The sequence below is a fragment of the Rhizobium sp. WYCCWR 11146 genome (assembly GCF_013591995.1).
GTDB lineage: Bacteria > Pseudomonadota > Alphaproteobacteria > Rhizobiales > Rhizobiaceae > Rhizobium > Rhizobium indicum.
The window spans coordinates 299,425-325,072 of record NZ_JACCEY010000011.1; the positions used below are offsets into that span (position 1 = coordinate 299,425).

The 25,648-nt window shown below is 62.6% G+C and carries 24 protein-coding genes; 15 read left to right on the forward strand and 9 right to left on the reverse strand.

Going from position 1 to position 25,648, the window contains the following annotated elements; all coding sequences use genetic code 11:
* The first annotated feature begins 9 nt into the window (after positions 1-9).
* Together HX899_RS07930 and HX899_RS07935 are read left to right on the forward strand one after the other, a co-directional pair.
* Positions 10-231 (forward strand): hypothetical protein, encoded by a 222-nt coding sequence (locus HX899_RS07930; protein ID WP_003549783.1) that lies wholly within the window; start codon positions 10-12, stop codon positions 229-231.
* Between the two features lie 111 nt (positions 232-342).
* Positions 343-648 carry a DUF982 domain-containing protein gene (locus HX899_RS07935; RefSeq protein ID WP_181292130.1) on the forward strand — a complete coding sequence of 102 codons (306 nt, stop codon included), beginning with the start codon at positions 343-345 and terminating at the stop codon, positions 646-648.
* A gap of 77 nt (positions 649-725) precedes the next feature.
* On the opposite strand, the gene HX899_RS07940 is transcribed toward HX899_RS07935, so the two are convergent.
* From HX899_RS07940 to HX899_RS07955, 4 genes are all read right to left on the reverse strand, one after another.
* A complete protein-coding gene (locus HX899_RS07940; protein ID WP_181292132.1) occupies positions 726-2,000 on the reverse strand; it encodes an FAD-binding oxidoreductase in 1,275 nt (424 codons plus the stop codon).
* 13 nt (positions 2,001-2,013) lie between these two features.
* Entirely contained in the window at positions 2,014-2,682 is a 669-nt protein-coding gene (locus HX899_RS07945) for a haloacid dehalogenase type II (protein WP_003562909.1), read from the reverse strand.
* Positions 2,683-2,853: 171 nt separating this feature from the next.
* Complete coding sequence (locus HX899_RS07950; protein ID WP_138332536.1) at positions 2,854-3,528, reverse strand: aldolase; 675 nt, start codon at positions 3,526-3,528, stop codon at positions 2,854-2,856.
* Positions 3,529-3,544: 16 nt separating this feature from the next.
* Positions 3,545-4,543, reverse strand: a complete 999-nt coding sequence (locus tag HX899_RS07955; protein ID WP_181292134.1) for a LacI family DNA-binding transcriptional regulator — start codon at positions 4,541-4,543, stop codon at positions 3,545-3,547.
* Between the two features lie 240 nt (positions 4,544-4,783).
* Between HX899_RS07955 and HX899_RS07960 the strand changes: the two genes are divergently transcribed.
* The 11 genes from HX899_RS07960 (at position 4,784) to HX899_RS08010 (ending at position 17,736) form a co-directional block, all read left to right on the forward strand.
* Entirely contained in the window at positions 4,784-6,100 is a 1,317-nt protein-coding gene (locus tag HX899_RS07960; RefSeq protein WP_181292136.1) for an MFS transporter, read from the forward strand.
* A 69-nt stretch (positions 6,101-6,169) separates the two neighbouring features.
* Positions 6,170-7,114, forward strand: a complete 945-nt coding sequence (gene ltnD, locus HX899_RS07965; RefSeq protein WP_181292138.1) for an L-threonate dehydrogenase — start codon at positions 6,170-6,172, stop codon at positions 7,112-7,114.
* A gap of 14 nt (positions 7,115-7,128) precedes the next feature.
* Complete coding sequence (otnI, locus tag HX899_RS07970) at positions 7,129-7,905, forward strand: 2-oxo-tetronate isomerase (RefSeq protein ID WP_138388681.1); 777 nt, start codon at positions 7,129-7,131, stop codon at positions 7,903-7,905.
* A gap of 3 nt (positions 7,906-7,908) precedes the next feature.
* Positions 7,909-9,189 (forward strand): 3-oxo-tetronate kinase, encoded by a 1,281-nt coding sequence (otnK, locus tag HX899_RS07975; RefSeq protein ID WP_181292140.1) that lies wholly within the window; start codon positions 7,909-7,911, stop codon positions 9,187-9,189.
* A 155-nt stretch (positions 9,190-9,344) separates the two neighbouring features.
* Positions 9,345-10,181, forward strand: a complete 837-nt coding sequence (locus HX899_RS07980) for a GNAT family N-acetyltransferase (protein WP_138388679.1) — start codon at positions 9,345-9,347, stop codon at positions 10,179-10,181.
* 13 nt (positions 10,182-10,194) lie between these two features.
* On the forward strand, positions 10,195-11,571 hold the full coding sequence (locus tag HX899_RS07985) for an aspartate aminotransferase family protein (protein WP_181292142.1): 1,377 nt from the start codon (positions 10,195-10,197) through the stop codon (positions 11,569-11,571).
* A gap of 223 nt (positions 11,572-11,794) precedes the next feature.
* Positions 11,795-12,508, forward strand: a complete 714-nt coding sequence (locus tag HX899_RS07990; RefSeq protein ID WP_181292144.1) for an HAD-IA family hydrolase — start codon at positions 11,795-11,797, stop codon at positions 12,506-12,508.
* 62 nt (positions 12,509-12,570) lie between these two features.
* Positions 12,571-14,181, forward strand: a complete 1,611-nt coding sequence (locus HX899_RS07995) for an ABC transporter substrate-binding protein (RefSeq protein WP_181292145.1) — start codon at positions 12,571-12,573, stop codon at positions 14,179-14,181.
* Between the two features lie 89 nt (positions 14,182-14,270).
* Positions 14,271-15,221, forward strand: coding sequence for an ABC transporter permease (locus tag HX899_RS08000; RefSeq protein WP_180196623.1), 951 nt, complete (start codon positions 14,271-14,273; stop codon positions 15,219-15,221).
* Positions 15,218-16,084 (forward strand): ABC transporter permease, encoded by an 867-nt coding sequence (locus HX899_RS08005; RefSeq protein WP_164026049.1) that lies wholly within the window; start codon positions 15,218-15,220, stop codon positions 16,082-16,084. Before HX899_RS08000 ends, HX899_RS08005 begins: the two co-directional genes overlap by 4 nt.
* Positions 16,081-17,736: an ABC transporter ATP-binding protein gene (locus HX899_RS08010; RefSeq protein WP_171600544.1), complete on the forward strand. Its 1,656-nt coding sequence runs from the start codon at positions 16,081-16,083 to the stop codon at positions 17,734-17,736. Before HX899_RS08005 ends, HX899_RS08010 begins: the two co-directional genes overlap by 4 nt.
* Before the next feature lie 329 nt (positions 17,737-18,065).
* On the opposite strand, the gene HX899_RS08015 is transcribed toward HX899_RS08010, so the two are convergent.
* A complete protein-coding gene (locus tag HX899_RS08015; RefSeq protein ID WP_003549758.1) occupies positions 18,066-18,542 on the reverse strand; it encodes an Lrp/AsnC family transcriptional regulator in 477 nt (158 codons plus the stop codon).
* Positions 18,543-18,775: 233 nt separating this feature from the next.
* On the opposite strand from HX899_RS08015, the gene HX899_RS08020 reads away from it, so the two are divergent.
* Positions 18,776-20,101: an FAD-binding oxidoreductase gene (locus HX899_RS08020; protein WP_181292147.1), complete on the forward strand. Its 1,326-nt coding sequence runs from the start codon at positions 18,776-18,778 to the stop codon at positions 20,099-20,101.
* 112 nt (positions 20,102-20,213) lie between these two features.
* On the opposite strand, the gene HX899_RS08025 is transcribed toward HX899_RS08020, so the two are convergent.
* The 4 genes from HX899_RS08025 to HX899_RS08040 are packed head-to-tail and all read right to left on the reverse strand — an operon-like array spanning position 20,214 to position 24,840.
* Positions 20,214-21,065: an alpha/beta hydrolase gene (locus HX899_RS08025; RefSeq protein ID WP_181292149.1), complete on the reverse strand. Its 852-nt coding sequence runs from the start codon at positions 21,063-21,065 to the stop codon at positions 20,214-20,216.
* An 11-nt stretch (positions 21,066-21,076) separates the two neighbouring features.
* Positions 21,077-22,564 (reverse strand): NAD-dependent succinate-semialdehyde dehydrogenase, encoded by a 1,488-nt coding sequence (locus HX899_RS08030; protein WP_181292151.1) that lies wholly within the window; start codon positions 22,562-22,564, stop codon positions 21,077-21,079.
* A 15-nt stretch (positions 22,565-22,579) separates the two neighbouring features.
* The gene (locus tag HX899_RS08035) at positions 22,580-23,809 is read right to left on the reverse strand and encodes an iron-containing alcohol dehydrogenase (RefSeq protein ID WP_171600547.1); all 1,230 of its coding nucleotides are present in this window, start codon (positions 23,807-23,809) and stop codon (positions 22,580-22,582) included.
* A complete protein-coding gene (locus HX899_RS08040) occupies positions 23,806-24,840 on the reverse strand; it encodes an Ldh family oxidoreductase (RefSeq protein ID WP_181292153.1) in 1,035 nt (344 codons plus the stop codon). Before HX899_RS08040 ends, HX899_RS08035 begins: the two co-directional genes overlap by 4 nt.
* A 96-nt stretch (positions 24,841-24,936) precedes the next feature.
* Here HX899_RS08040 and HX899_RS08045 point away from each other — a divergent pair, with 96 nt between their 5' ends.
* The gene (locus HX899_RS08045) at positions 24,937-25,635 is read left to right on the forward strand and encodes a GntR family transcriptional regulator (protein ID WP_011649359.1); all 699 of its coding nucleotides are present in this window, start codon (positions 24,937-24,939) and stop codon (positions 25,633-25,635) included.
* Positions 25,636-25,648 lie beyond the last annotated feature (13 nt).

Genomic DNA, 25,648 nt, shown 5'->3' on the forward strand with positions numbered 1-25,648 from the left:
GGTATGTCCATGATCGCGCTATTTTCCTCGGAATATTGTTGCCCCGTTGGCGCAACTGCCGGAAAGAACGATGAGCTGACGATAACCGAAGCTCTTCGTGATCCACTGATCGCCATCGTGATGCGCGCGGATGGCGTGACCTCCGAAGAATTCAAGCGACTCCTTGAGGCGGCAGCCCGCGAGCTAAAAGCCAATCTAGCGAACTCCTCCTTCCCACCAACCGGAGGATAGGCACGTGATTGTCCAAACGACGCGGAAGATGGTTGACGAGCATGTGTGGCCAATCTCGGTCCGAACCATGACCCGGCATTGGCACTGGCCATCCCGCGGAGTTCAGGGGCAATGAGATTCGATATGTTGAGAAAGTTCCCAACGATAATTCTTGTTTTTGCCGAAGGGAAAGATCGCAAGGTGATCCGTACCGCTCACGAGGCTGCCCAACTGTTGCTGAAGGAATGGCCCACCGACGATGGTGAAGAATTCCTCACGGCGGTGAGAATCTGTTTGGAGGTCCTTACCGGAGAGAGCGAACCCGAGCAATTGCATGAGGCAATCGTCCGCGCCGCATATGAAGCGGGTATTGCAGCGATCACGACTGATAACCGCCTTGGGATTCTCAGGATCTATCCCGTCAGCGATGCCAGATAGTTGAACTCCGCGCAGGTGCTCATCTCAATCCTGCCCCCATCGAGCCGGTTCGGCTGCAATCGGACTGATCCGGTCCGTTACTGGAAGCGATCGAGGGTCTTGTAATAGAGCCCGACGAGCGGCAGGAACCACGGCTTTCCGAAATGGCCGGGAACGGCCGGCCATTCGAGCCCCTTGATCGGATTACGGTCGGCCTTGCCGAGGATGGCGTCGGCCATGATCATGCCGAGATGGGTGGAGAGCTGGGCGCCGTGGCCGGAATAACCCATGGCATACCAGACACCATCGACATAGCCGGCACGCGGATAGCGGTCCTTCGTCATGTCGACGAGCCCGCCCCAGCAATAGTCGATCTCGACGCCGGCAAGCTGCGGGAAGATTTCAGCCAGGCTGGCGCGGAGAATGTCGCCGCTCCTTGCGTCCGAGCGCTGATCCGATGTGGCGGAAAACCGGGCGCGACCGCCGAAAATCAGCCGCTTGTCGGGCGACAGCCGGAAATAGTTGCCGATGTTCATCGACGTGACACAGGTGCGGTTGCCCGGCATCGTAGCGGCGATTTCGGCGTCGGTCAGCGGACGGGTCGCGATCAGAAAGCTGCCGACGGAAATGATCCGGCGGCGGAAATAATTAAAGAGCGACGGCGTATAGGCGCCTGTCGCGACCAGGACGTGGTCTGCGGTGACGGTGCCGCGTGCGGTCTCAAGGCTGTGGCGACCGTTGCCCTGCCGGTGCGCGGTCACCGCCGCGCTTTCAAAGATGACGGCGCCACGACGGGCGGCCGCTGTAGCGAGCCCGGCGACATAACGGCCCATATGCATCATTGCACTCTTCTTCGAGAGCATGGCGCCATGAAAAGGCGAGCCGACCTCGCTTTTCAGGTCACTCGCCGTCAGAAGCGCCGTGTCCGGATCGACCTCTCTGTGAACAGCCTCGAAATTGCGGGCAAGGGCATCGAAATGCTGCGGCTTGGAGGCAAGCTTTAGCTTTCCGGCGCGGCGGAAATTGCAGTCGATCCCCTCTTCGGCGATAATCGCCTCGATCGTGTCGATGGAATCGTCGAACGCCTTGTAGAGGGCGACGGCCCGCTCCACGCCGAGTGCTGATTTGGCGGACAGGAAACTGTGGGCGAGCCCGTTGTTGAGGTGGCCGCCATTGCGCCCCGATGCCCCCCAGCCGACCCTTTCGGCTTCCAGCACGACGACCTTGACGCCCGTTTTCGCAAGCTGGCGCGCAGCGGCAAGCCCGGTGAAGCCGGCGCCGATGACGGCGACGTCATAATGTCCTTCGACGGGGCCCTGAGCGCCGCCGGCAAAGGGCTGGGCGGTGTTGTGCCAGTAGGATTCGAATTGCATCCGCGCGTCTCCGTCAGAGCCCGACGACGCCAGGCAGGCCCGAGATGTCAGGAATTTCGACATAGCCGTAATAGGGGTTGGCCGGCTCGTGGCCACGATTGACCCAAACCTTGTTCTTGATGCCGAGATCGTGGGCCGACATCAGGTCGTAGCGGAAGGAGGACGAGCAATGCAGCACGTCTTCCGGTCCGCAACCCAGCATATCGAGCATATATTCAAAGCCCTTGAAGCGTGGCTTATAGGACTGCGCCTGCTCGGCGGTATAGACCGCATGGAAGGGCGCGCCCAGTTTTTCGACGTTCGACATGATCTGCGAATTCATGGCGTTGGAGAGGATGACCAAGGGGATTTCCTTGGCGACCTTGGCGAGACCGGCCGGGACATCTGAATGCGGCCCCCAGGTCGGAACCCGCTCATAGACCATCCGGGCGGCTTCGTCGCGAAATGTCACGCCGTTGCGTTTGCACGTGCGCTCGAGTGAATTGTGCACCACCTCGGCATAGGGTTTCCAGTCACCCATAATCTCGTCGAGCCGATAGGCGGCGAAATTCTTGATGAACTCCGCCATGCGTGGCTCGTCGAGCTCTTCGCCGTAGAGATCGCGTGCTGCCTCCGCCATCTGAAAGTTGGTCAGCGTGCCGTAGCAGTCGAAGGTGATGTATTTCGGACGGAATGTCGTCATTTGAGTATCCTTGAGCGATCGGAACTGGGGACGTGTCACAATCATAGGCACCGCTTCACCCACAGCTCGCCTGAATTGCCGCCATCGGAAGCAGAATCTATCGTATCGAAAGCAGGGTTTGGCAGAAGGTTGCGCGCCTGCCCGCGGTCAACGGGCGGCGGAGTGACTCATTCAATCGCCGTCGTGATCATGATCGTGATGCGACGGGAGGTCGAGGCCGAAGGTGTTGACGAGATCGGCCACCTGCGCCGGGCTGAGGAAACGGGGATTGAGGTTGCGCAACAGCAGATAGAGCTTCGCCGTTTCCTCCAGTTCCTCGGTCGCAAAGACCGCCGCCTCCAGGCTGTCGCCGGCAACAACAGGTCCGTGATTGGCCAGAAGCACTGACGAATATTTGCCCGCCAGTCCGCGGATCGCGTCGACCACCGCCGGATCGCCGGGACGATAATAGGGCACCAGCGCGGTTTCGCCGGCGCGCATCAGATAATATGGCGTCATCGGCGGCAGGGCGGCGCGCGGATCGATCTCCGGCAGCATGGTCAGTGCCACCGCGTGGGTGGAATGAAGATGGACGATGGCGCGGGCGCTGCCGCGCGTATCATAGAGGGCAGTGTGCAGCGGGATCTCCTTGGTCGGCTTGTCGCCGGACAGGAGCCGGCCTTCGGCATCGAGCCTGGAGATCCGTGCCGGGTCGAGGAAACCGAGCGAGGCGTTGGTCGGCGTGACCAGCCAGCCGCCGTCCTCCAGCCGCAGCGATATGTTGCCCGACGAACCGGGCGTCAGCCCGCGTTCGAACAGCGAGCGGCCGTATCGGCAGATTTCCTCACGCAGGCGCGCGTCGGACATGACAGTTCCTCCAATATTAGGCGGTTGCCCCTTCGATCAATTCAAAGCCGAGATCGACGGCCTGTGGCGGCGCATTGGTGACGACCAGTTGCGCGGCGATCTCCCCGGTCGCGACGCGCGGCGTTCGGATGGTCGACAACGGCTGCGGTGTTGCCCGGCCGATATCGAGGCCGTTATAGCCGAAAATGGCGAGCTTCGAGGGGATCGCGATTCCCTTAGCCAGACAGTGAAAATAGCCGCCCAGCGCCATGTCGTCATTGGAGAAATAAACCGCATCGAGATCGGTCGTCCGGGCAAGCAGCAGCTCCAGCCCCAGCCTGCCATTTTCCACGGACGAAGCGCCTGGGAGAATCTCGCGGGCGACGAGGGGGGCGTCATGCGCAGCGAGCGTTTCGCAAAAGCTGGAAAACCGCTTGCCGGCACGGGTATCGCGGTTCAGGTCGTGGCCGACATAGCCGATCCGGCGATAGCCCCGCTTCAGCAGGAATGCAGCGCTCTCCCGCCCGGCCGCGCGGTTCGAGAAACCGACCGCGATATCGAGAGCATCGCCGTCCAGATCGAGCAGTTCGACGACCCGGCACCCGCTGGCGCGCAGCATCTTCACCGTGCCCTCGGTATGCTCGCATCCCGCCAGCATGACCGCCGCCGGCCGCCAGGCAAGCATCGCGGCGGCGAGCGCTTCCTCCTTGCCCGGATCATAGTCGGTCACGGAGAAGACCGCCTGATACCGGTTCTCCTCCAGAACGGCACTGGCGCCGCGCAGCACATCGGGAAAGACGATGTTGGACAGCGAGGGAATGACGAAGGCCACAAGACGCGAACCGGTGGAGGCCAGCGTTCCCGCAATCCGGTTCGGCACATAGCCCAGCCGCTCGACGGCGGCCATCACCCGCTCGCGCGTCTTGCCGGAAAACGAACCGTGGTTGCGCAGTACGCGCGACACCGTGCTCTCGCCAACACCGGCCGCTTCTGCGACCTCGGCAAGCGTCACCGTCGCCTGATGTTTGAATTCCATCGTTACGTTTGAACCCGACTGTTGAGGTGGTTGCCCGGCCTGCCCGCCCGATGACCACCGCTCTGCCCCCATTTTTCACCGCTCCCGCCAAGAAGCAAGGTTTTTTTGGCAGCGCTACCAATTTGCCGTTGGCAGCGCTGCCAAAATGGATTAATGATAATGGCAGCGCTGCCAAAAAACGGCATGGCGTGCCGCGGTAGGATCTCAAGGAGACGGCGGCAACAATCGGAGGAGAAAATCATGACGCTGCAGACGCAGGCGCCAGTTGTTGGCGCACATCCCGCCCAGACGCTCGAAGACCGTGCCTATGGCAAGGTATTCTGGCGCATCGTACCCTTTTTGATGCTGTGCTACGTGGTCGCCTATCTCGACCGCGTCAATGTCGGCTTCGCCAAGCTGCAGATGTCGAGCGAACTCGGCCTCTCGGAAGCCGCCTATGGCATCGGCGCAGGCATTTTCTTCATCGGCTATTTTCTGTTTGAAGTGCCGAGCAACATCATCATGAACAAGGTTGGCGCGCGGGTGTGGATCGCCCGCATCATGGTCACCTGGGGCATCATTTCCGCCGCCTTCATGTTCACCTCGTCGGAAACCGTCTTCTATATCCTGCGTTTCCTGCTGGGCGTTGCCGAAGCCGGATTTTTTCCCGGCATCATTCTTTATCTGACCACTTGGTATCCAGCCCATCGCCGCGCCAGGATCATCACCACCTTCATGTCGGCGATCCCGATATCCGCCATTTTCGGCAATCCGCTTTCGGGTCTCCTGATGGACAGTTTCCACGGCACGCACGGACTTTCCGGCTGGCAGTGGATGTTCCTGATCGAAGCCATTCCGGCTATTCTTTTCGGCGTTGCGACGTTCTTCTACCTTGATGATACGATCCAGGGCGCGAAATGGCTGAGCGATGAGGAAAAACGCGTGCTGACGGCCAATATCGAGGCGGAGAACCGGGCCAAGACAGCAAGCCCGCACAGCATCGGCGCAACGCTGACCGACCGCCGCGTCTGGCTGATGTGCCTGATCTATTTCTGCTTCGTGCTCGGGCAATATGGCCTGAATTTCTGGATGCCGACCATCGTCAAGGCCTCGGGCGTCAACGGAAACCTCAATATCGGCCTGATTTCCGCGATCCCCTATATCTGCACATTCGTCGTGATGCTGGCGCTCGGACGTTCCGCCGACAGGCTGCGCGAACGCCGCTGGCACCTCGTCGTCCCGGCCTTCATCGCCGCCGGTGGTTTCGTCGCGGCGACGATGGCGACGAGCACGACGGTCTCGATTGTCTGCCTCTCGCTGGCTGCCGCCGGCGCCATCAGTTGCGCGCCGCTGTTCTGGTCGCTTCCGACGGCTTTTCTCGCCGGCACGGGCGCTGCGGCCGGCATTGCCTGGATCAACTCGGTCGGTAATCTCGCCGGGTTTCTCGGGCCGTTTCTGGTAGGCTATCTCAAAGACTTCACCGGCACCAACAGCGCCGGCATGTATCTGCTGGCGGCTGCGTTAATCATTGGTTCGCTGGCCGTGTTGACGGTTCCTGCGAAAAGCGTCAATCGCTGAGCTACAGCTCCTCCGGGATAATACCCGGAGGGGCGCAGACCTTTCCTCACAAGACTGGAGAAGCTCCTCATGTCACCGCTTGCTGAAAACTCAGGTCCCGACATTATCGCGGCCGTCATCGGTCTTGGTTCCATGGGGCTTGGAATGGCCCAGTCGATGAAGCGCGCAGGTCTCGATGTCGTTGGATATGACATCACGCCGGCGGCAGTGGACCGCTTCGTCGCCGAGGGCGGACGTGGCGCGGCGACCCCAGCCGCTGCGGCAAAGGATGCCGACATCGTCGTCTCCGTGGTCGTCAACGGCGCGCAGACCGAGGCCGTGCTGTTCGGGCCTCAAGGCGTCGCAAATGCGATGAAGCCCGGCGCCGTCTTCGTCTCGTCGGCCACCATGGATCCCGCCGTCGCGCGCGATCTGGCCGGGCGGGTGGAGGCTCTCGGCCTGCATTATCTCGACGCGCCGATTTCGGGCGGCGCGGCCAAGGCGGCGCGTGGCGAACTGACGATCATGGCATCCGGCTCCAGACAGGCCTTCGATACGGCGCGCCCGGGTCTCGACGCCATGGCCGCCAAGGTCTACGAACTCGGCGACGAGGCCGGAAAAGGTGCTGCCTTCAAGATGATCAACCAGCTTCTCGCGGGCGTGCATATCGCGGCTGCCTGTGAGGCCATAACCTTTGCCGCCAAGCAGGGCCTCGACCTCGACAAGGTCTATGAGGTGATCACGGCTTCGGCCGGCAATTCCTGGATGTTCGAAAACCGCGTGCCGCATGTGCTGGCCGGAGACTATACTCCGCTCAGCAGCATCGAGATTTTCGTCAAGGATCTCGGTATTGTCCAAGACATGGCCCGTTCCGAGCGCTACCCGGTGCCGCTCGCGGCAGCGGCCTTGCAGATGTATCTGGCCGCCTCCGGGGCCGGCATGGGCCGTGATGACGATTCCTCGCTCGCGCGGCTCTATGCCAGGCTTTCCGGCGCTGAATTGCCCAGCTCCACCAAAGAGCCGCAGAGCCTGTAGAAGGAACGCTAGACATGCCGGTTTTCGCCGCCAACCTGACGATGATGTTCAACGAATGGGCGTTCCTCGACCGCTTCGACGCCGCAGCCGATGCCGGCTTTGCCGCCGTCGAATACCTCTTTCCCTATGAAGCCACGCCCGAGGCAATCGCCGAACGGCTTGCCCGCAACAATCTGCAGCAGGCCTTGTTCAACCTGCCGCCGGGCGACTGGGTAGCAGGCGAACGTGGCATCGCCGCTCTTCCCGGACGGTTCGATGCGCTGAAAGCGGATGTCGAGCGGGCACTGGACTATGCGGCGGCAACGGGCGTCAGACGGTTGCACTTGATGGCAGGCATCGCCGACCTTCATGACGAAGACGCCGCCTCCTCTTATCGGCGCTCCGTCACCTATGCTGCCGGGCGGCTTGCGGAAAAGGGCATCGATCTCCTGCTCGAGCCGATCAACGGCCGAAACATGCCTGGATATTTCCTCAACGACTTCGGCGCCGCCGAGCGGCTGATCGCCGAATGCGGTCTGCCGAACCTGAAGCTCCAGTTCGACATCTATCACCGCCAGATCATCCATGGCGACGTCACCATGGCGTTGCGACGCCTGCTGCCGATTGCCGGCCATATCCAGATCGCCAGCGTGCCGTCCCGCAACGAGCCGGATGGGGAGGAGCTGAACTATCCCTATCTGTTCGGCGAAATCGATCGCCTTGGTTACGACGGTTTCGTCGGCTGCGAATACATCCCGCGCGGCCACACACTGGACGGTCTTGGCTGGTTCAAACCTTTTGTACGGAGCTAGACGATGGCTATTTTGCTCGGATCAATCGCCGACGACTATACGGGCGCCTCCGACCTCGCCAACACGCTGACGAAGAACGGTCTGCGCACGGTGCAGACGGTCGGCATCCCCGACCCGTCGCTGGCACTACCGGATGTCGACGCTGTGGTCGTTTCTCTGAAGATCCGCTCCGTCCCGGCCTCGGACGCCGTGGCGGCGGCGGCGAGCGCCGAGCGATGGCTGCGTCAGCGGGGCGCCGGCCATGTGCTTTACAAGATCTGCTCGACCTTCGATTCCACCGATGCCGGCAATATCGGTCCGGTCACCGAGGCCTTGAGCGATGCTGCCGGCGGCGGCATCGTACTGGTAACGCCCGCCTTTCCGGAAACGGGACGCACCGTCTATCTTGGCCATCTGTTCGTTGGCGGACAGCCGCTGAACGAAAGCCCGCTCAAGGACCACCCCCTCAATCCGATGCATGACGCAAATCTCGTTCGGGTGCTCACCCGACAATCGCGCAACACTGTCGGACTAATCGATCTGACGACCATCGCGGCCGGACCCGGCGCCGTCAAAATGAGGCTCGATGCCTTTCGCACCGCAGGCGTCACTGCTGTTATCGCCGATGCGATTTTCGAACGGGATCTTGAAACGCTCGGCGAGGTCGCTCTCGAGACGCCGGTGTCCACCGGTGCGTCCGGCCTCGGCCTCGGCCTTGCCCGTGCGCTCGTCCGCTCCGGCCGGATATCCTCCGGCGGCGCAACGACGGCGGACGCCATTCGCCCGGTGGGCGGGCTTTCAGCGATCGTTGCCGGCAGTTGTTCCAAGGCGACACTCCATCAACTCGACATCGCCGAACGATCGATGCCCGTCCTGCGGCTCGACCCGGAGCGGCTGCTTGCCGGTCCCGATGAGATCGCCGCGGCAATTTCCTGGGCCGGAGACCGCATCTCCGCCGGCCCCGTCGTGGTCGCCGCGAGTGCTTCGCCTGAAACCGTGTCCCGGCTGCAATCGATCTATGGACGAGAGGCCTCCGGCCATGCGATCGAGACCGCGACGTCGATCATTACAGCCGAACTGGTGGAGAGAGGCGTGCGGCGCCTTGTGGTCGCCGGCGGCGAAACCTCGGGCGCGGCAGTCGACAGGCTCGCTATTCCGGCATTTCTGATCGGCCCCGAGATTGCGCCCGGCGTGCCGGTGCTGCGCACGGTCGGCAATGCGCAGGGCGACATGCTTCTGGCGTTGAAATCAGGAAACTTCGGAGGCGAAGATTTCTTTACGGCAGCGCTGGCGATGATGCACTGACAGGACCTGGGTAGGATGGATATCGATCGCTTCTAGCATAAGATGCGGCGGCCGATGATGGCAAAGCCATAAGATACTGCTTGAACCATGGCCTTCAGACGATCTGCCCGCCGGCGCTCCGGCAGACTGGCGGGCACGACATGAAGGACGCCCCCATGCAAGCAAGTCAGATCGAAATCGTCCCGTTCGGCCCCGACCATCTGGAAGCCGCCGTCGCGCTCTCCCGGCAGGCGGGCTGGCCGCATCGGACGGAAGATTGGCAGCTTGCGCTCGCTTTGAGCGAAGGGATGGTTGCGGTCGAGGATGGCAGGGTCGTCGGCACAGTACTCGTCACGCCGTACAAGGGCGATTGTGCGACCATCAATATGGTCATCGTCGACGAGACAATGCGCGGCAGGGGTCTCGGCCGCAAGCTAATGGACGCCGCATTGCTGGCCGCCGGAGACCGGCCGCTGAGGCTGGTGGCGACGACGGCAGGCCTGCCGCTCTACCAGAAGCTTGGCTTCCACGAGACGGGAACCGTGGCGCAACATCAGGGCCTTGCCGGAGACATCGCCGCGCCGGCGGAAACGCAAGCCGCCACCGACGCCGACCTCCCTGCTATCGCGGCACTCGACCGCCTTGCCTTCGGCGCCGACCGCGAAGGGCTGCTCTCTTATTTGGCCGGGATCGGCGCATTCGCCGTCCTTCGCCGAGACGGCCACGTTTCGGGCTTCGCTTGCCTGCGCCCCTTCGGCCGCGGCGAAGTGATCGGGCCCGTGGTGGCCGCCGACGTCGGCGAGGCCCGAAAACTCATCGAACATTTCATCGCCAGACGGCCCGGACGGTTCCTCAGGGTCGACACCACGGCCGAGACCGGGCTTTCGCCATGGCTCGCCGAACACGGGCTCGCCCATGTCGGCGGCGGAATCACGATGAAAAAGCCCCTCGTCCATCACGCCGCCGACCCGGCCGTCACCACCTTTGCCCTCGCCAGCCAGGCACTCGGCTGATCCGGAGATCTCCATGTACAGCAATTCTCTCATCGAACTCGATCGCGCCCACCTCATCCATCCGGTCGCCTCCTATCGCGGCCACGAAAAGCTCGGCGTGCGCGTGCTGGCCTCGGCCAAGGGCGCGACAGTCACCGACGCCTCCGGCAAGCAGCTGATCGACGGCTTCGCCGGCCTCTGGTGCGTCAATGCCGGTTACGGCCACGAGAGCATCGTCGAGGCAGCGGCTCGGCAGATGCGCGAGCTTCCCTATGCGACGGCCTATTTCGGCCTCGGCTCCGAGCCCGCGATCCGGCTTGCCGGCGAACTCGCCGACCGCGCGCCAGGCGACCTCAACCATGTCTATTTCACCCTCGGTGGCTCCGACGCGGTGGACAGCACGGTCCGCTTCATCCGCTACTACTGGAATGCCCGAGGACAGCCTGAGCGCGATCAGTTCATCTCGGTCGAACAGGGCTATCACGGCTCCTCGACAGTCGGCGCGGGCCTGACCGCGCTGCCTGCCTTCCATGCCGGCTTCGGCGTTCCCTTCGATTGGCAGCATAAAATTCCGTCTCACTATGCCTATCGCAACCCGGTGGGCGACAATCCGCAGGCGATCATCGAAGCCTCGCTTGCGGCGCTTAAAAGCAAGGTCGAGACGATCGGGCCGGAACGCGTCGCCGCCTTCTACGTCGAGCCGATCCAGGGCTCGGGCGGTGTTCTGGTGCCGCCGAAAGGCTGGATGAAAGCCATGCGCGAATTCTGCCGCGCGCAGGACATCCTTTTCGTGGCAGACGAGGTGATCACCGGCTTTGGCCGCACCGGCCCGCTTTTTGCCTGCAGCGAGGATGAGGTCGTGCCCGACTTCATGACGACCGCCAAGGGCCTCACCTCGGGTTACGTCCCCATGGGCGCCGTCTTGATGGCCGATCACGTCTATCAAACGATTGCCGAGGGCGCGGGTGCTGCTGCCGTCGGCCATGGCTATACCTATTCGGCCCATCCCGTTAGCGCCGCGGTCGGCCTGGAAGTCCTGAAGCTTTATGAAAACGGTCTTCTCGAAAACGGCGTCAGAGCCGGTGCGCGGCTGATGCATGGCCTGGAATCGCTGAGGGATCATCCGCTCGTCGGCGATGTCCGCGGCCGCGGCATGCTCGCTGCCGTCGAGCTCGTGGTCGATAAGGTCAACAAGACGCCGTTGCCGGCATCCGCCGAACCCGCCCGCCGCATCTTCGATCGCGCCTGGGAGAACGGCCTCGTCATCCGCGCCTTCGGCAATGGTGTGCTTGGCTATGCTCCGCCGCTCTGCTGCACCGAAACGGAGATAGACGCGATCGTCGAGCGCACCCGCATCACGCTGGACGAGACGCTGGAGGACCCAGATGTGCGTCGGGCGCTGCAGGTCTGAGAATATCGGGAAACCGTCAGATTCGGTATTTTGTGCCGCCTCATGGCGTCTATTCGGCGAATCCGGCGCAGTGCAGGTGACAAACTGAAGTCAACGAAAGGCCTGGATCCCGGCAGATGCGGGCCTTCCCATACAAGAGCGGGACAATGACCCCGCCAGCGGAACAGAATTTTCTTCTTCGAGAAGCCGAGCTCCCATCGGAGCCGAACACTGGGGAATTCACGTGAGCAAGAGCCTTTCGGAATTCAAATACATGACCTTCGACGTCGTCGGCACGCTTATCGACTTCGAGGGCGGCCTCAAGACCTGCTTCGCCGAGATCGCGGCCGAGGTAGGAAGCACAGTCGACGGCGAGCAAGCGCTTAGCCTCTACCGCGCAGCCCGCTACTCCAAGGATGCCGATCTCTTTCCGGACGACCTCGTGCGCGTCTACCTGGCGATCGCGCCGAAGCTCGGCCTGCCCACTGACCAAAAATATGGCGAGCGGCTACGGGACTCGGCGAAGAGCTGGAACGGTTTTGCAGACAGCGCCGCAGCGCTGGCAAGTCTTGCGAAGGATTACCGCCTTGTTGCAATGACCAATGCCCGCCGCTGGGCATTCGATTTCTTCGAGAAAGAGCTCGGCAATCCCTTTTATGCCGCCTTCACCGCGGATGATACCGGGACCGAGAAACCCGATCCCGCCTTCTTCGAGAAGGTATTCGCCTACGTTGCCTCGGAAGGACATTCGAAGGACGACATCCTGCATGTCGCCCAGAGCCAGTACCACGACATCGGGATTTCCAGGAAACTCGGGCTGACCAATTGCTGGATCGAGCGGCGCCATGCTGAGAAGGGTTACGGCGGCACGATCGAACCGGCCGAGTTCACCAAACCCGATTACCATTTCACCTCCATGGCCGGCCTTGCCGATGCCGTGGCCGCCGCGCGCGCCTGACTTTGAAGCAGATCGGGCCTGCCCGCAACGGGCAGCCCGCCACACAAGAAAAGGGGAATGAGATGAACGACAAGATCACCAATTGGACCAGATCCGACGACGCCATAGTCGAAAGCGCCATCCGTCGTGGCGCCACTCGTCGCGAGTTGCTGCATATGATGCTTGCGGGCGGCGTGGCCATATCAGCTGGCGGGCTCGTGCTTGGCCGCGCCGGCAAGGCGCTCGCCGCTACGCCCGTTTCCGGCGGCTCGCTCAAGGCGGCCGGCTGGTCGTCCTCGACGGCCGATACGCTCGACCCCGCCAAGGCGTCGCTCTCCACCGACTATGTCCGGTGCTGCTCCTTCTATAACCGCCTCACCTTCCTCGACAAATCAGGCACGCCGCAGATGGAGCTTGCCGAAGCGATCGAGTCCAAGGATGCGAAGACCTGGACGGTCAAGCTGAAGAACGGCGTTACTTTCCATGACGGCAAGCCGCTGACCGCCGATGACGTGGTTTTCTCGCTGAAGCGCCATCTCGACCCATCCGTCGGCTCGAAGGTCGCCAAGATCGCCGCCCAGATGACCGGCTTCAAGGCGGTCGACAAACAGACCGTCGAGATCACACTCGCCAGCCCGAATGCCGACCTGCCGACCATTCTGTCGATGCATCATTTCATGATCGTCGCCGACGGCACGACCGATTTCACCAAGGCCAACGGCACCGGCGCTTTCGTCAAGGAAGTCTTCGAGCCGGGCGTCCGGTCCGTCGGGATCAAGAACAAGAATTACTGGAAATCCGGCCCGAATGTCGATTCCTTCGAATATTTCGCGATCAGCGACGACAATGCCCGTGTAAACGCACTGCTTGCGGGCGACATCCATCTCGCAGCCACGATCAATCCGCGCTCTATGCGCCTCGTCGAGGCCCAGGGCGACGGCTTCACCTTGTCGAAGACCACGTCCGGCAACTATACCAATCTCAACATGCGACTGGATATGGAGCCCGGCAACAAGCGGGACTTCATCGAGGGCATGAAGTATCTCGTCAACCGCGAACAGATCGTCAAATCGGCGCTGCGCGGTCTCGGTGAAGTCGGCAACGATCAACCCGTTTCGCCGGCGAACTTCTATCATGACGCAGAGCTGAAAGCGCGAGCCTTTGATCCTGAGAAGGCGAAGTTCCACTTCGACAAGGCCGGCGTGCTTGGCCAATCCATCCCGATCATCGCTTCCGATGCGGCGAGCTCGTCGATCGACATGGCCATGATCATCCAGGCGGCCGGCGCCGAAATCGGCATGAAGCTCGATGTGCAGCGAGTGCCATCTGATGGTTATTGGGACAATTACTGGCTCAAGGCGCCGATCCACTTCGGCAATATCAACCCGCGGCCGACCCCCGATATCCTCTTCTCCCTGCTCTACACCTCGGACGCTCCGTGGAACGAAAGCCACTACAAGTCGGAGAAGTTCGACAAGATGCTGATCGAGGCGCGCGGCTCTCTCGATCAAGACAAGCGCAAGACGATCTACAACGAGATGCAGGGCATGGTCGCCCAGGAAGCTGGTACAATCATTCCGGCCTATATCTCGAACGTCGATGCCACGACCGCCAAGCTCAAGGGCCTGGAAGCCAACCCGCTCGGCGGCCAGATGGGATACGCTTTCGCGGAATATGTCTGGCTTGAAGCCTGATACAGCAAAGCAGACTGGGGCTGCAGCCGCGCCCCAGTTCCTCCATCTGCATTGATGGAACTTAACTCGAACGCAAAGGGAAGACGCCAGTGAACCGCCAGGTCTTATCCCTTGTACTGAGCAGATTGTTCGTCGCCGTGATCACCCTGGTGATCGTCTCCTTCGCCGTCTTCTTCGCGACAACACTGTTGCCTGGAGATACGGCGACGATCCTGCTCGGCCAAGCCGCCACCCCGGAAGCCGTCGAAGGCCTGCGCAAGGCCATGCATCTCGACGAGCCGGCGCTCTTTCGTTTCCTGCGCTGGTTAGTCGGGCTGCTGCAAGGCAACCTCGGCACGTCCTATGCCAACGACATGCCGATCGCCGCTCTCATCGCCGGCCGCTTCGTCAACACGCTGAAACTTGCCGGCGTCACCGCGCTTTTCTCCGTACCGATCGCGCTGACGCTCGGGATCACTGCGGCGATGCTGCGCGGCACCCTTTACGACCGGATCGTCACGGTAATCACCATCGGCGTCATCTCCGTGCCCGAGTTCATGGTCGCGACCTCCGCAGCGCTCATCTTCGCCGTCTATCTGAAATGGCTGCCGGCGCTGTCTTTCGCCAATGAAGTCCACAGTCTGACCGACCTGTTGCGCGTCTATGCCATGCCGGTGATCACCCTCACCTTCGTCGTCTCGGCCCAGATGATCCGCATGACGCGCGCGGCTGTCATCGAGACGCTCAACACACCCTATGTCGAGATGGCATTGCTCAAGGGCGCTTCCCGGCCGCGCATCGTTTTTCGTCATGCACTGCCGAATGCGCTCGGCCCGATCGTCAATGCCGTTGCGCTTTCGCTGTCCTATCTGCTCGGAGGCGTCATCATCGTCGAGACCATTTTCAACTATCCCGGTATCGCCAAACTGATGCTGGATGCCGTCGCCACCCGCGACCTACCGCTGATCCAGAGCTGTGCGATGATCTTCTGCCTGGGCTACCTGCTCCTGATCACCATCGCCGATATCATCGCCATCCTTTCCAATCCGAGGCTACGATGACCATGACCAGTTCCGAAACCACCTCCGGCCGGCTGTCCGGAACCCGGTTTGGCTATCGCTTCAACATCGTCGGCGCGATTGGCTTCACTGTCATCCTCTTATGGGCGCTCGTCGCGATTTTCGCGCCATGGGTCATCCCCTACCCCGTCGGCGAGATTATCGATCTCGACTATTTCGGCCCGATGAGCCGGGAACTCTGGTTCGGCTCCGATTATCTCGGCCGCGACATGCTCTCGCGGATTCTGATGGGCGCACGCTACACGGTCGGTATCTCGCTGGCGGCGGTCACGATCGCCTGCTTCAGCGGCGTCGTGCTCGGCATGATCGCAGCGGTCGCCGGCGGCTGGCTGGACACGATCCTCAGCCGCTTTCTCGACGCGCTCAACTCCATCCCGAGCAAACTGTTCGGCCTGGTGGTCGTCGCTGCCGTCGGCTCCTCGGTCCCGGTGCTGATCATGACGCTGTCTGTCATCTACATCCCCGGCGCCTACCGCTTCGCCCGGGCGCTCGCCGTCAACATCAATGCGATGGATTTCATCACGGTTGCGCGCATCCGCGGCGAAAGCACCCTCTATCTCATTCGCTCGGAAATCCTGCCCAACATCGTCGGGCCGGTGCTTGCCGATCTCGGCATCCGCTTCGTCTTCATCGTTCTGCTGCTCTCCGGACTTTCCTTCCTCGGCCTTGGCGTCCAGCCGCCCTATGCCGATTGGGGTGCGCTCGTGCGCGAGAACATCGGCGGCCTGCCATTCGGTGCGCCGGCGGTGATGTTCCCCTCGCTTGCCATCGCCAGCCTGACGATCAGCGTCAACCTGCTGATCGACAACCTGCCGCAGAAAATCCGCGACCGGAGTGTGTCATGAGCAATTTCATCGAAATCCGTGATCTGAAGGTCGAAGCCACCACCGATTCCGGCCGTCGCGTCGAGATCATCAAGGGTGTCAGCCTCGATGTTGCCGAGGGCGAAATCGTCGCGCTGATCGGCGAGAGCGGCTCGGGCAAGACAACCATCGCCCTGACCCTCATGGGCCATACCCGTGCGGGCTGTCGTATCTCCGGCGGCAGCGTTTCGGTCGGCGGCAAGGACATGGTCACGCTCAGCGAGAAGCAGCGCGCCAAGGTGCGCGGCACCGAAGTCGCCTATGTCCCGCAATCGGCGGCTGCCGCGTTCAACCCGGCCAAATCGATCATGGACCAGGTGATCGAAGTCACGCGTATTCACCAGCTGATGTCGCCGGACGATGCGCGTGCCCGGGCAGTCGAGCTCTTCCGGGCGCTGTCCCTGCCGGAACCCGAGACGATCGGCAGCCGTTATCCGCACCAGGTTTCCGGCGGCCAGCTGCAACGTCTGGCGGCCGCCATGGCGCTGATCGGCGACCCGACCCTCGTCATCTTCGACGAGCCGACGACGGCGCTCGACGTGACGACCCAGATCGAAGTCCTGCGGGCTTTCAAGTCGGTGATGAAGAAGGGTGGTATCGCTGGCGTCTATGTCTCGCACGACCTTGCCGTCGTCGCGCAGATCGCCGACCGCATCGTGGTGTTGAAAGGCGGAGAGACGCAGGAAACCGGCACCACCGACGAAATCCTCAACAATGCCAAGCACCCCTATACCAGGGAGCTGCTCGCAGCCTTCGAACCGAAACCGCGCGGCGCAACTGGCCTCGCCGAACCCGCGACGGCTCCCCTGCTGAGCATCGAAGGTCTTGTCGCGGGCTATGGGCAGCGCCAGGCTGACGGCCTGCCGCTCGTTCGCGCGGTCGAGCATGTGAGCCTGAAGGTGGAAAGAGGCCGCAATCTCGGCATTATCGGCGAATCCGGTTGCGGCAAGTCGACGCTCGCCCGCACAATCGCCGGCATCCTGCCGGCGGCGGTCGGCAAGATCGTCTTCGACGGCACGGAACTGCATCGCAACGCGCGCGAGCGTTCGCGTGATGAGTTGCGCGAGATGCAGATCGTCTTCCAATATGCCGATACCGCACTCAACCCGGCAAAATCGGTCGAGGACATTCTCGACAGGCCTCTGGTCTTTTACCACCGCATGGATCGAAAGGCGCGGAACGCCCGGATCGATCAACTGCTCGACATGGTACGCCTGCCCCGCAACCTGCGCCATCGCCGGCCGGGCGAACTCTCGGGCGGCCAGAAGCAACGTGTCAACTTCGCCCGGGCGCTCGCCGCCGATCCGAAGCTGATCCTCTGCGACGAGATTACCTCGGCGCTCGACACGGTGGTCGCCGCCGCGGTCATCGACCTGCTCAAGGAATTGCAACGCGAACTCGGCCTCTCCTACATCTTCATCAGCCACGACCTCTCGGTGGTGGAGGCGATCTGCGACGAGATCGTCGTGATGTATGGAGGCCGGAAGGTCGAGGAAATCACATCCCTGACGGTGAAGGCGCCGCAACACCCCTATTCGCAACTGCTCTTCTCATCGGTGCCAACGCTCGATCCGGCCTGGCTCGACGGGCTCCAGCAGGATCCGGAACTGGTGCGGGCTTATTGCCGGCACTGAGCGACGATTCTAACGCGAAATTTCTCGGGTCGGATTTGCTTCAAGAAATTAGGCAGCAAACTGCTCTGCCCTCCTCGAAACCAGAGTTGGGCGTTTGCCAGATCAAGCGCCCACCGGGTCAGGTCGTGCTGGAAAGCCTCGACTCCGCGGCAGGAGCCCAGCAAGTGGCAGCGAACATGGCTTTGGAAGGTAAGGCCGAAATTTTGTCGCAAGTCCTTCCAACCGGTAGAAGCTTAGAGTTATAGGGAGAACAACCTGCGACAGAGAGAGCAGTATCCGCGCAGGACTGATGAGTGACGCAAAAACTGCTCACTTTTGCTGAAATAGCCCTAATGCGGAAACAAGGTGGTTAGCGGCATGTGGGCCTTGATGATCGGCGATTTCAGGACGACGAAGCTGAAATACTTGTCGATGCCGACGTCCATATCGGTAAGGCGCTCCATGATCGTCTGGTATTCGTCGATCCCGGCGGTGACGAATTTCAGCAGATAATCGTAGCCGCCCGAAACCAGATGGCATTCGATCACCTGGTCAACTTTTTCGATCGCCGCCAGGAAGCGAGCGAAATCGATCTGCCGATGGTTCTTCAGGGTGATCTCGGTGAACACAGTCAGCGTCTGCCCAAGTTTGCTGACGTTGATCTGAGCCGAATAACCTTCGATATAGCCCTCCGACTGCAGCTTCTTTACCCGCATCAGGCAGGGGCTCGGCGACAGATTGACCAGTTCGGCGAGTTCCACATTCGTGACGCGGCCATTCTTCTGCAGTTCGTAAAGGATTTTTACGTCGATCCGGTCGAGTTTCATCTCATACGCCCTCACTTGCTGGAGATCGCCAATGACGCAGCAGATTATGCTGCTTGTTCCCGGCACCAACCTTAGCACATGACGTTGGCCTGTCGATCGCGTTGCGAGACAGGCCGAAGCACAAACGGCTGCTGGTATCCTCCCAACACGGAATCTTCTGCTGCCGCCAACCGATCTCCGGCAAAGCCGTGGCGTCGGATCCGCTACACTACCGTTAAAACGGAGACTCTCCCATGCCCGCACCTCTCACTCGCGTCGACACCACGCCGGAACTGCCCTCCACCGCTGATGTCGTGGTTATCGGCGGCGGCATCGTCGGCGTTTTCACGGCCTATTATCTCGCCCGGCGCGGATTGAAGGTGGCCCTCGTCGAGAAGGGTCTGATCGGCGCCGAACAATCGAGCCGCAACTGGGGCTGGTGCCGCCAGCAGAACCGCGACGCCCGCGAATTGCCGATGTCGACGAAGAGCCTCGACCTGTGGGAGCGCTTCGCCACTGAGACCGGGGAGGACACCGGGTTCCGTCGTTGCGGCCTCTTCTATCTGAGCAATAGCGAAGAGGAACTGTCCGCCTGGGCACGCTGGCGCGATTTCGCCCGCTCGGTCGGCGTCACGACACTTATGCTGAGCAGCGCCGAGGCGACCGAACGCGGGCGTGCCACCGGCACCTCATGGAAAGGCGGGGTGTTTTCGCCGACCGACGGCACCGCCGATCCGGCGAGCGCTGCGCCAGCCGTCGCGCGCGCGATCCTGAAACTCGGCGGCACGGTGCATCAGTCCTGTGCGGCCCGCGGCCTCGACGTCGAAGGCGGCAGGCTCTCGGGCGTCGTCACCGAGCATGGCACGATCCGGACAAAGATTGCGGTCCTCGCCGGCGGCGCCTGGGCCTCCTCCTTTTGCCGCCAGCTCGGTATTCGATTTCCGCAAGCCTCGATACGCTCCTCGATCCTCTCCGTATCTCCAGGGGCAAGCAGCCTGCCGGATGCGCTGCATACATCAGCCGTTTCGGTGACGCGACGCCGCGATGGCGGCCACACGCTGGCGATCAGCGGCCGCGCCCGCGTCGATCCCACTCCACAGCAGTTCCGCTTCGCGCGGCAGTTCCTGCCGATGTTCGCCCGGCGCTGGCGCAGTCTCGCACCCGGCGGGTGGGAGGGCTTTCGCTCCGGTCACGAAACTCTCACCCGCTGGCGGCTCGACAGGCCGACGCCGATGGAGCGCATGCGCATCCTCGAGCCGGCGGTCGACGAGGCCACCATTGCCCTTACGCATGCGCGGGCGCTCGAGCTTCTGCCCGACTTGAAGAAGACCGCCATCAGCGCGGCCTGGGCAGGCTATATCGACAGCACGCCCGACGGCGTGCCGGGGATCGGCGAGATCGCCACCTTGCCGGGTTTCATCCTTGCTGCCGGCTTCAGCGGCCACGGTTTCGGCATCGGGCCGGGCGCCGGTCATCTGATCGCCGATATCGTCACAGGTGATGAGCCGATCGTTGATCCGAGGCCCTACCATCCCGACCGCTTCGGGGGAACCGCCTGGGGCAAAGTGGCCGATTTTTAGGGCACGGTCGGCCTTTGTGCGACGTTCGACGACGCGGATCGGCACGACTTGGTACCGGCCATAGGAGCCGATGCATCGCGCTTCGATTGCCACGATCACTAAAAACCGGCGGTCAAGGGGAGGTTGATCGCTTCGGCTCCTCACCGGCATCATTGGCAATCAAGGCGCGCAATGCTGCCGCCACAGGCGAGCCAGCGACGGCGAGATCGCGCACCGTGCTCATGTGATTGCCGTCTGCGACCTGCGATGCCTGCACGTCAAGCCCTTGGGCGGCAAGAATGTCCTTGAACGCATTTGCCTGGATTTTGAACGGATCAGTTTCCAGTTCGCCGGTCATGATAGCGACACGTGTTGCAGGATCGTGCTCGTGACGCATGGGCGTAAACCGTCGCACCTCCTCGTCGCACAAGGCGATCTCGTCACGCAGGAAGGACGTCTGCAGGGGTTCGAGATCGTATAGCCCGCCAAGCAGGAAAGCAGCAACCACGCCCGAAGGCGCTTGCGAGCGATGGAAGAGAAAGGTTGCAAGATGTGCACCGGCGGAGTGGCCGCTGACGGAGAACCGCTTTGGTGTGGCGCCAAAACGATCGGCATGCGCCAGCAGGAAAGCCTTGGCCTTCAGGACCTGACCAACCAGGACGTCCATTCGCGCCATGGGCATCAACGAATAGTCGACGATGGCTGCGACCGCGCCGGCGCCGGTGATCGTTTCAGCGACGCAGGAATAGTCCTCCTTGGAAAACATCCGCCAATAGCCGCCATGGATGAACATGTGGATCGGCATATCCGAGCCGGCGCTGTTTGGCAGGAAGATATCAAGCGTCTCGCCCGGCGCAGTCCCGTAGGCGACGTTGGCCTCCATGGCGACAGTGCGCCGCGTTGCAAGGCTGCGAGCTCGGATATCGCCAACGATCGCGTCGAAATCTGCGACATGGTCACGAATGCGGAAGGGATCGGCGGCCACAGGTTCCTCCCTCAGAAACTTGTCGCAATGTACTTGGCTTCCATGAACTCCGCGATACCGTGATGCTGCCCTCCTTCACGTCCAAGGCCGCTCTGTTTCACACCGCCAAAGGGGGCAGCGGGATCGGAGACCAGTCCACGATTAAGGGCGATCATGCCGGCCTCGACCTTGGAGGCGACCCGCATGCCGCGGCCAATGTCGCGGGTATAGATGTAGGCGGCGAGGCCATATTCCGTATCGTTGGCGGCAGCGATCGCCTCTGCCTCGCTCTCGAAACGGTAGAGCGGCGCGACGGGACCGAAAATCTCCTCGCACCCCATGTCGGAGGCCGAGGAAACATCGACGAGCACCGTCGGCGGATAAAAAAAGCCGCGTCCTGCCAATGTTCGTCCGCCGCAGAGCGCGCGCGCGCCGCGCGAAATGGCGTCCGCAACGAGGCGCTCGATCTTCTCCACCGCCTTGCGCGTGATCATCGGACCGCACTCGGTATTCAGATCCACACCCGGGCCGACCCTGAGGGCGGCCATGCGTCGAGTAAATTTTTCAGCGAAGGCATCGTGGATACCGGACTGGACATAAATGCGGTTTGCCGCCGTGCACGCCTCACCCGCATTGCGCATTTTCGCGACCATCAGCCCCTCGATCGCCGCGTCAATGTCCGCATCGTCGAAAACGATGAACGGCGCGTTGCCGCCGAGTTCCATGGAACAGGAGATGACACTTTTCGCCGCTTCCGCCAGAAGCGTGCGGCCGACGCCCGTCGAGCCTGTGAAGGAGAGTTTTCGCACGCGCGGGTCGGTCAGCATGGCGGCGATGACGGGGCCTGGCGTCGATGTTGTCATCACGTTCACGACGCCCGGCGGCACGCCAGCCTCCTCGTAGAGAGCCGCAAGCGCGTAGGCCGTCAGCGGCGTCTCGCTCGCGGGCTTCAAGATGACGGTGCAGCCTGCGGCAAGGGCCGGAGCGATCTTGCGGGTCGCCATCGCGGCCGGGAAATTCCACGGAGTGATGAGAACGCAGATGCCGATAGGCTGGTAATCGACGACGATGCGGTTTCCACCGGCCGGGGCAAGGCCGAACTCACCAGAGATGCGCACCGCCTCCTCGGCGTTCCACCGAAAGAACTCCGCCGCATAGGCCACCTCGCCGCGCGCGTCGCGCAACGCCTTCCCGTTCTCGAGCGAAATCAGCCTGGCAAGCGTTTCGGAGCGCTCCACTATGAGTTCGAAGCAGCGGCGCAGGATCTCGGACCGCTTTCTCGGCGGCGTCTCGCGCCAGCTTTCCGCGGCGCCTGCGGCAGCCTCCACGGCCGCCGCCGCATCCGCAAGGGTCGCATCCGGTACGGCGGCAATGACCGCCTCGGTCGAGGGGTCGATCACCTCGATCCGACCCGCGCCCGCCGCAGGCCGCCAGGCGCCGCCAATATAGAGGCCGCGGCAGAACGCGTTGAGCTCGAAGGGATCGTGGTCTGGATGCGGAGAATGCTGGTTGACGTTCATGATGGTTTTCCTAGGTCAGAGGGCGGAAGCGGCCAGGTCGCCGTCATAAGCGGCGCGCACCAGGCCGCGCATGGCGGCCGCATCGAAGGGGCGTGGATTGTTCTTGATCAACCGGCCGATGCCGAGCGCCTGCTCTGCGGCCCAGTCGATCCGGTCTTCCGGCAGGCCGAGCCCGGCAAGCGTCGGCGCGATGCCGATCGCGGCGAAGAGACGGCTCACCTCGCCGATCGCGGCATCGGCAAGCGTCTCGTCGTCCTCCACTCCGGTGGGATCGAGGCCGAGCGCCCTACCGACAATGGCGATGTCCGCGCTCGAGACGCGGCGATTATATGTCATCACATAGGGAAGCATGGTCGCAACCCCGAGCCCATGCGGCGTATGGGTCACGGCACCAACCGGATATTGCACGGCATGGGCCGCAGCGGTGCCTGCCGTTCCGAAGGCGCAGCCGGCTGCGAGCGCGCCCATCATCACATCGGCGCGCGCATCGATGTCGGCGCCGTCGACGAAGGCCTTTTCCAGGCTCCGGCTGAGGAGCCGGATGGCATGCAGCGCGAACTGGTCAGAGAGATCGCTCTTGCCGATGAAGACATGCTGCTGCGCGAGTTCAGGATCGCCGGGGCGGCGCATGGCCGTGAAGGCTTCGATGGCATGCGTCAACGCATCCGCACCGGCAATCGCCGTAAGCCCAGGCGGGCAGGATAAGGTCAGTTCCGGGTCGCAGATCGCCGCTGCGGCGATGAGATATGGGCTGGAAATGCCAACCTTCAGGATACGGTCAGGATCAGAAACAACCGCGACCGGCGTCACCTCGGAGCCCGTGCCTGCCGTCGTCGGCACGGCGATGACCGGCAGGACGGGTGCCGGCACCTTGAACTCACCGTAGTAATCGGCGAGCGCGCCGCCATGGGCGAGCAGGAGTGAGGCGCATTTGGCCATGTCGAGGCAGCTGCCGCCACCGATGCCGATCACCATATCGGGCTCAAAGCCGCGCGCGGCTTCAACGCAAACCGCGACCGTATCTTGCGGCACGTCCGGCAGCGTCTGGTCATGCACCAGGACGACAATGCCGGCTGCTTCAAGCGCGGCGATCATTTCCGCGAAGACGGGTGTTGCGGCAAAACGCGCATCCGTGCAGACGAGTGCGCGCCGGCCGGTTCTGCTGGCGACGCTCGCGAGCGCATGGCGCTGGCCGACGCCAAACAGGATTTCCCGCGGCAGCCTCAAGGCGGCAAACAGGCTCATGATCTTTGTCCCTCGAAGGCCAGAATGCGAGGGCGCGAAAGCGCGTTGAGGTCTTCCCAGAGGCGCTGGTCGATCTCGAAACCGTTGCGGCTTGCTGCCGCCCGCCGCCGGCGGGCACGATCGCCCGGGACGAGAACCGGTTCGCCAGTGCTGGCGGGTGGTGAAGCGCGCACGGCATCGAGATAGGTCGACAGTCGCGCCGGCAGTCCCGGCGCCAGACTGGGCTCGATCAAAATGAAGACGTCGCCCTTGTTGCACGGCGACTGGCTGTCGAGCGTGCCGCGCACATCCGGCGCGAGCGCCGAGCCGGCAAGAGCTGCCACCAGCAGCTCCAAAGCGATACCGAGGCCGTAGCCCTTCGCGTCGCCGAAGGGCGCAATCGCGCCGGTCTTCGCACGCCCCGGATCGGTCGTCGGGTTACCGGCCGCATCGCGCGCCCATCCCTCGGGAATAGGTCTGCCGGTCGCCGCGTGATGATGGATCCTGCCCATCGGCACGAGGCTGGTGGCCAGGTCGAGCACGAGCGGTTCCTCGGCGGTCGGCACGGCGATGGCGATGGGGTTGGTGCCGAGCATGGCCCGGGTGCCGCCGAAGGGATGGACCAGCGCCTCGCTTGACGAGAGCGCGATGCCGACGAAACCCATTGCAGCGATGGCCTCCACATAATGCGCGAGCATTCCGAGATGGTTGGCATTGCGCACGGCGACAAGGCCGATACCAAGATCCGCAATGTGAGGCGCCAGCCGTTCGATCGCGGCCATGGCGACGACGGGGCCAAATCCCGACGACCCCTCCACCTCCAGCACCGCATCCGCGCGCCAGCGCTGGGTGCCCTTCGTCTGCGGGTCAATGACCCCGCGCTCGATCCGTTCGACCAGCCGCGGAAGCCGGTACAGGCCATGCGAAGGGTGCCCCTTCATCTCCGCCGTCACCAGGACGCGAGCCTGCAGGGCCGCATGGTCACGCGGTGCGCCATGCTCTTCCAGCAGGCGGGTGGCAAGCGCAAGCGCTGCCGCTTCGGATACGCGCATGATTTTTCCTCCCTATATTAAATCGTATAGGATATAGGATTGTCTTGGCCGCAGCATCGTGCTAGCGATTGAACCTGTCAAGAGGCAAGCCAGCAGATGATTTCAACGAGACCGAAGGAACCCTCAACGGGCACAACCCAGATACCGCGCGCCAACAGCCTGGCGGGCGACGTCTACGAGGCAATTTTCAACCAGCTCATGTCGTTGAAGATTGCGCCAGGGACGCGCATCACGGTCGACAACCTGGTCAAGGAGTTCAACGTCTCCCATACGCCGATCCGCGAAGCCCTCGGCCGGCTTGAAGGCGAAGGCCTTGTCGTCAAGCAGCATCTCGTTGGCTATCGTGCCGCGCCCCAGATCACGCGCCACCGCTTCGACGAGCTCTATGAACTGCGTCTACTGTTGGAACCTGCCGGCGCTGCGAAGGCAGCCGAGGCGATGAACGACGAAAAGCTCGCCATTCTCACCGAGGCCGCAGGCGTGATGACACGCAGCGACAACAGGGACGAACGAGCGAACTATTCGGCCTTCGCGCGCCAGGACGCCATCTTTCACGACCGGATCATGGAATTTGCCGGCAACGAGTTGATCCGCGAGATGCTGACATTCCAGCACACGCATTTCCATATCTTCCGCCTGATGTTCCATCGCCGCGTCACCGAGGAGGCGCTCGCCGAGCATCAGACGCTGCTCGATGCCTTTGCGGCGCGCGACCCGGGCGCGGCTGCGAACGCAATGCGCATTCATATCGAACACTCGCGCGACCGGCTGTTGCCGGCATTCGACGAAATCTGAGCAACCCGGCAGG

Bases quoted from the DNA above. Each gene is read 5' to 3' on its own strand.
- HX899_RS07930 (WP_003549783.1), top strand. From the start codon at position 10: ATGATCGCGCTATTTTCCTCGGAATATTGTTGCCCCGTTGGCGCAACT.
- HX899_RS07935 (WP_181292130.1), top strand. From the start codon at position 343: ATGAGATTCGATATGTTGAGAAAGTTCCCAACGATAATTCTTGTTTTT.
- HX899_RS07940 (WP_181292132.1), bottom strand. From the start codon at position 2,000: ATGCAATTCGAATCCTACTGGCACAACACCGCCCAGCCCTTTGCCGGC.
- HX899_RS07945 (WP_003562909.1), bottom strand. From the start codon at position 2,682: ATGACGACATTCCGTCCGAAATACATCACCTTCGACTGCTACGGCACG.
- HX899_RS07950 (WP_138332536.1), bottom strand. From the start codon at position 3,528: ATGTCCGACGCGCGCCTGCGTGAGGAAATCTGCCGATACGGCCGCTCG.
- HX899_RS07955 (WP_181292134.1), bottom strand. From the start codon at position 4,543: ATGGAATTCAAACATCAGGCGACGGTGACGCTTGCCGAGGTCGCAGAA.
- HX899_RS07960 (WP_181292136.1), top strand. From the start codon at position 4,784: ATGACGCTGCAGACGCAGGCGCCAGTTGTTGGCGCACATCCCGCCCAG.
- ltnD (WP_181292138.1), top strand. From the start codon at position 6,170: ATGTCACCGCTTGCTGAAAACTCAGGTCCCGACATTATCGCGGCCGTC.
- otnI (WP_138388681.1), top strand. From the start codon at position 7,129: ATGCCGGTTTTCGCCGCCAACCTGACGATGATGTTCAACGAATGGGCG.
- otnK (WP_181292140.1), top strand. From the start codon at position 7,909: ATGGCTATTTTGCTCGGATCAATCGCCGACGACTATACGGGCGCCTCC.
- HX899_RS07980 (WP_138388679.1), top strand. From the start codon at position 9,345: ATGCAAGCAAGTCAGATCGAAATCGTCCCGTTCGGCCCCGACCATCTG.
- HX899_RS07985 (WP_181292142.1), top strand. From the start codon at position 10,195: ATGTACAGCAATTCTCTCATCGAACTCGATCGCGCCCACCTCATCCAT.
- HX899_RS07995 (WP_181292145.1), top strand. From the start codon at position 12,571: ATGAACGACAAGATCACCAATTGGACCAGATCCGACGACGCCATAGTC.
- HX899_RS08005 (WP_164026049.1), top strand. From the start codon at position 15,218: ATGACCATGACCAGTTCCGAAACCACCTCCGGCCGGCTGTCCGGAACC.
- HX899_RS08010 (WP_171600544.1), top strand. From the start codon at position 16,081: ATGAGCAATTTCATCGAAATCCGTGATCTGAAGGTCGAAGCCACCACC.
- HX899_RS08015 (WP_003549758.1), bottom strand. From the start codon at position 18,542: ATGAAACTCGACCGGATCGACGTAAAAATCCTTTACGAACTGCAGAAG.
- HX899_RS08020 (WP_181292147.1), top strand. From the start codon at position 18,776: ATGCCCGCACCTCTCACTCGCGTCGACACCACGCCGGAACTGCCCTCC.
- HX899_RS08030 (WP_181292151.1), bottom strand. From the start codon at position 22,564: ATGAACGTCAACCAGCATTCTCCGCATCCAGACCACGATCCCTTCGAG.
- HX899_RS08035 (WP_171600547.1), bottom strand. From the start codon at position 23,809: ATGAGCCTGTTTGCCGCCTTGAGGCTGCCGCGGGAAATCCTGTTTGGC.
- HX899_RS08040 (WP_181292153.1), bottom strand. From the start codon at position 24,840: ATGCGCGTATCCGAAGCGGCAGCGCTTGCGCTTGCCACCCGCCTGCTG.
- HX899_RS08045 (WP_011649359.1), top strand. From the start codon at position 24,937: ATGATTTCAACGAGACCGAAGGAACCCTCAACGGGCACAACCCAGATA.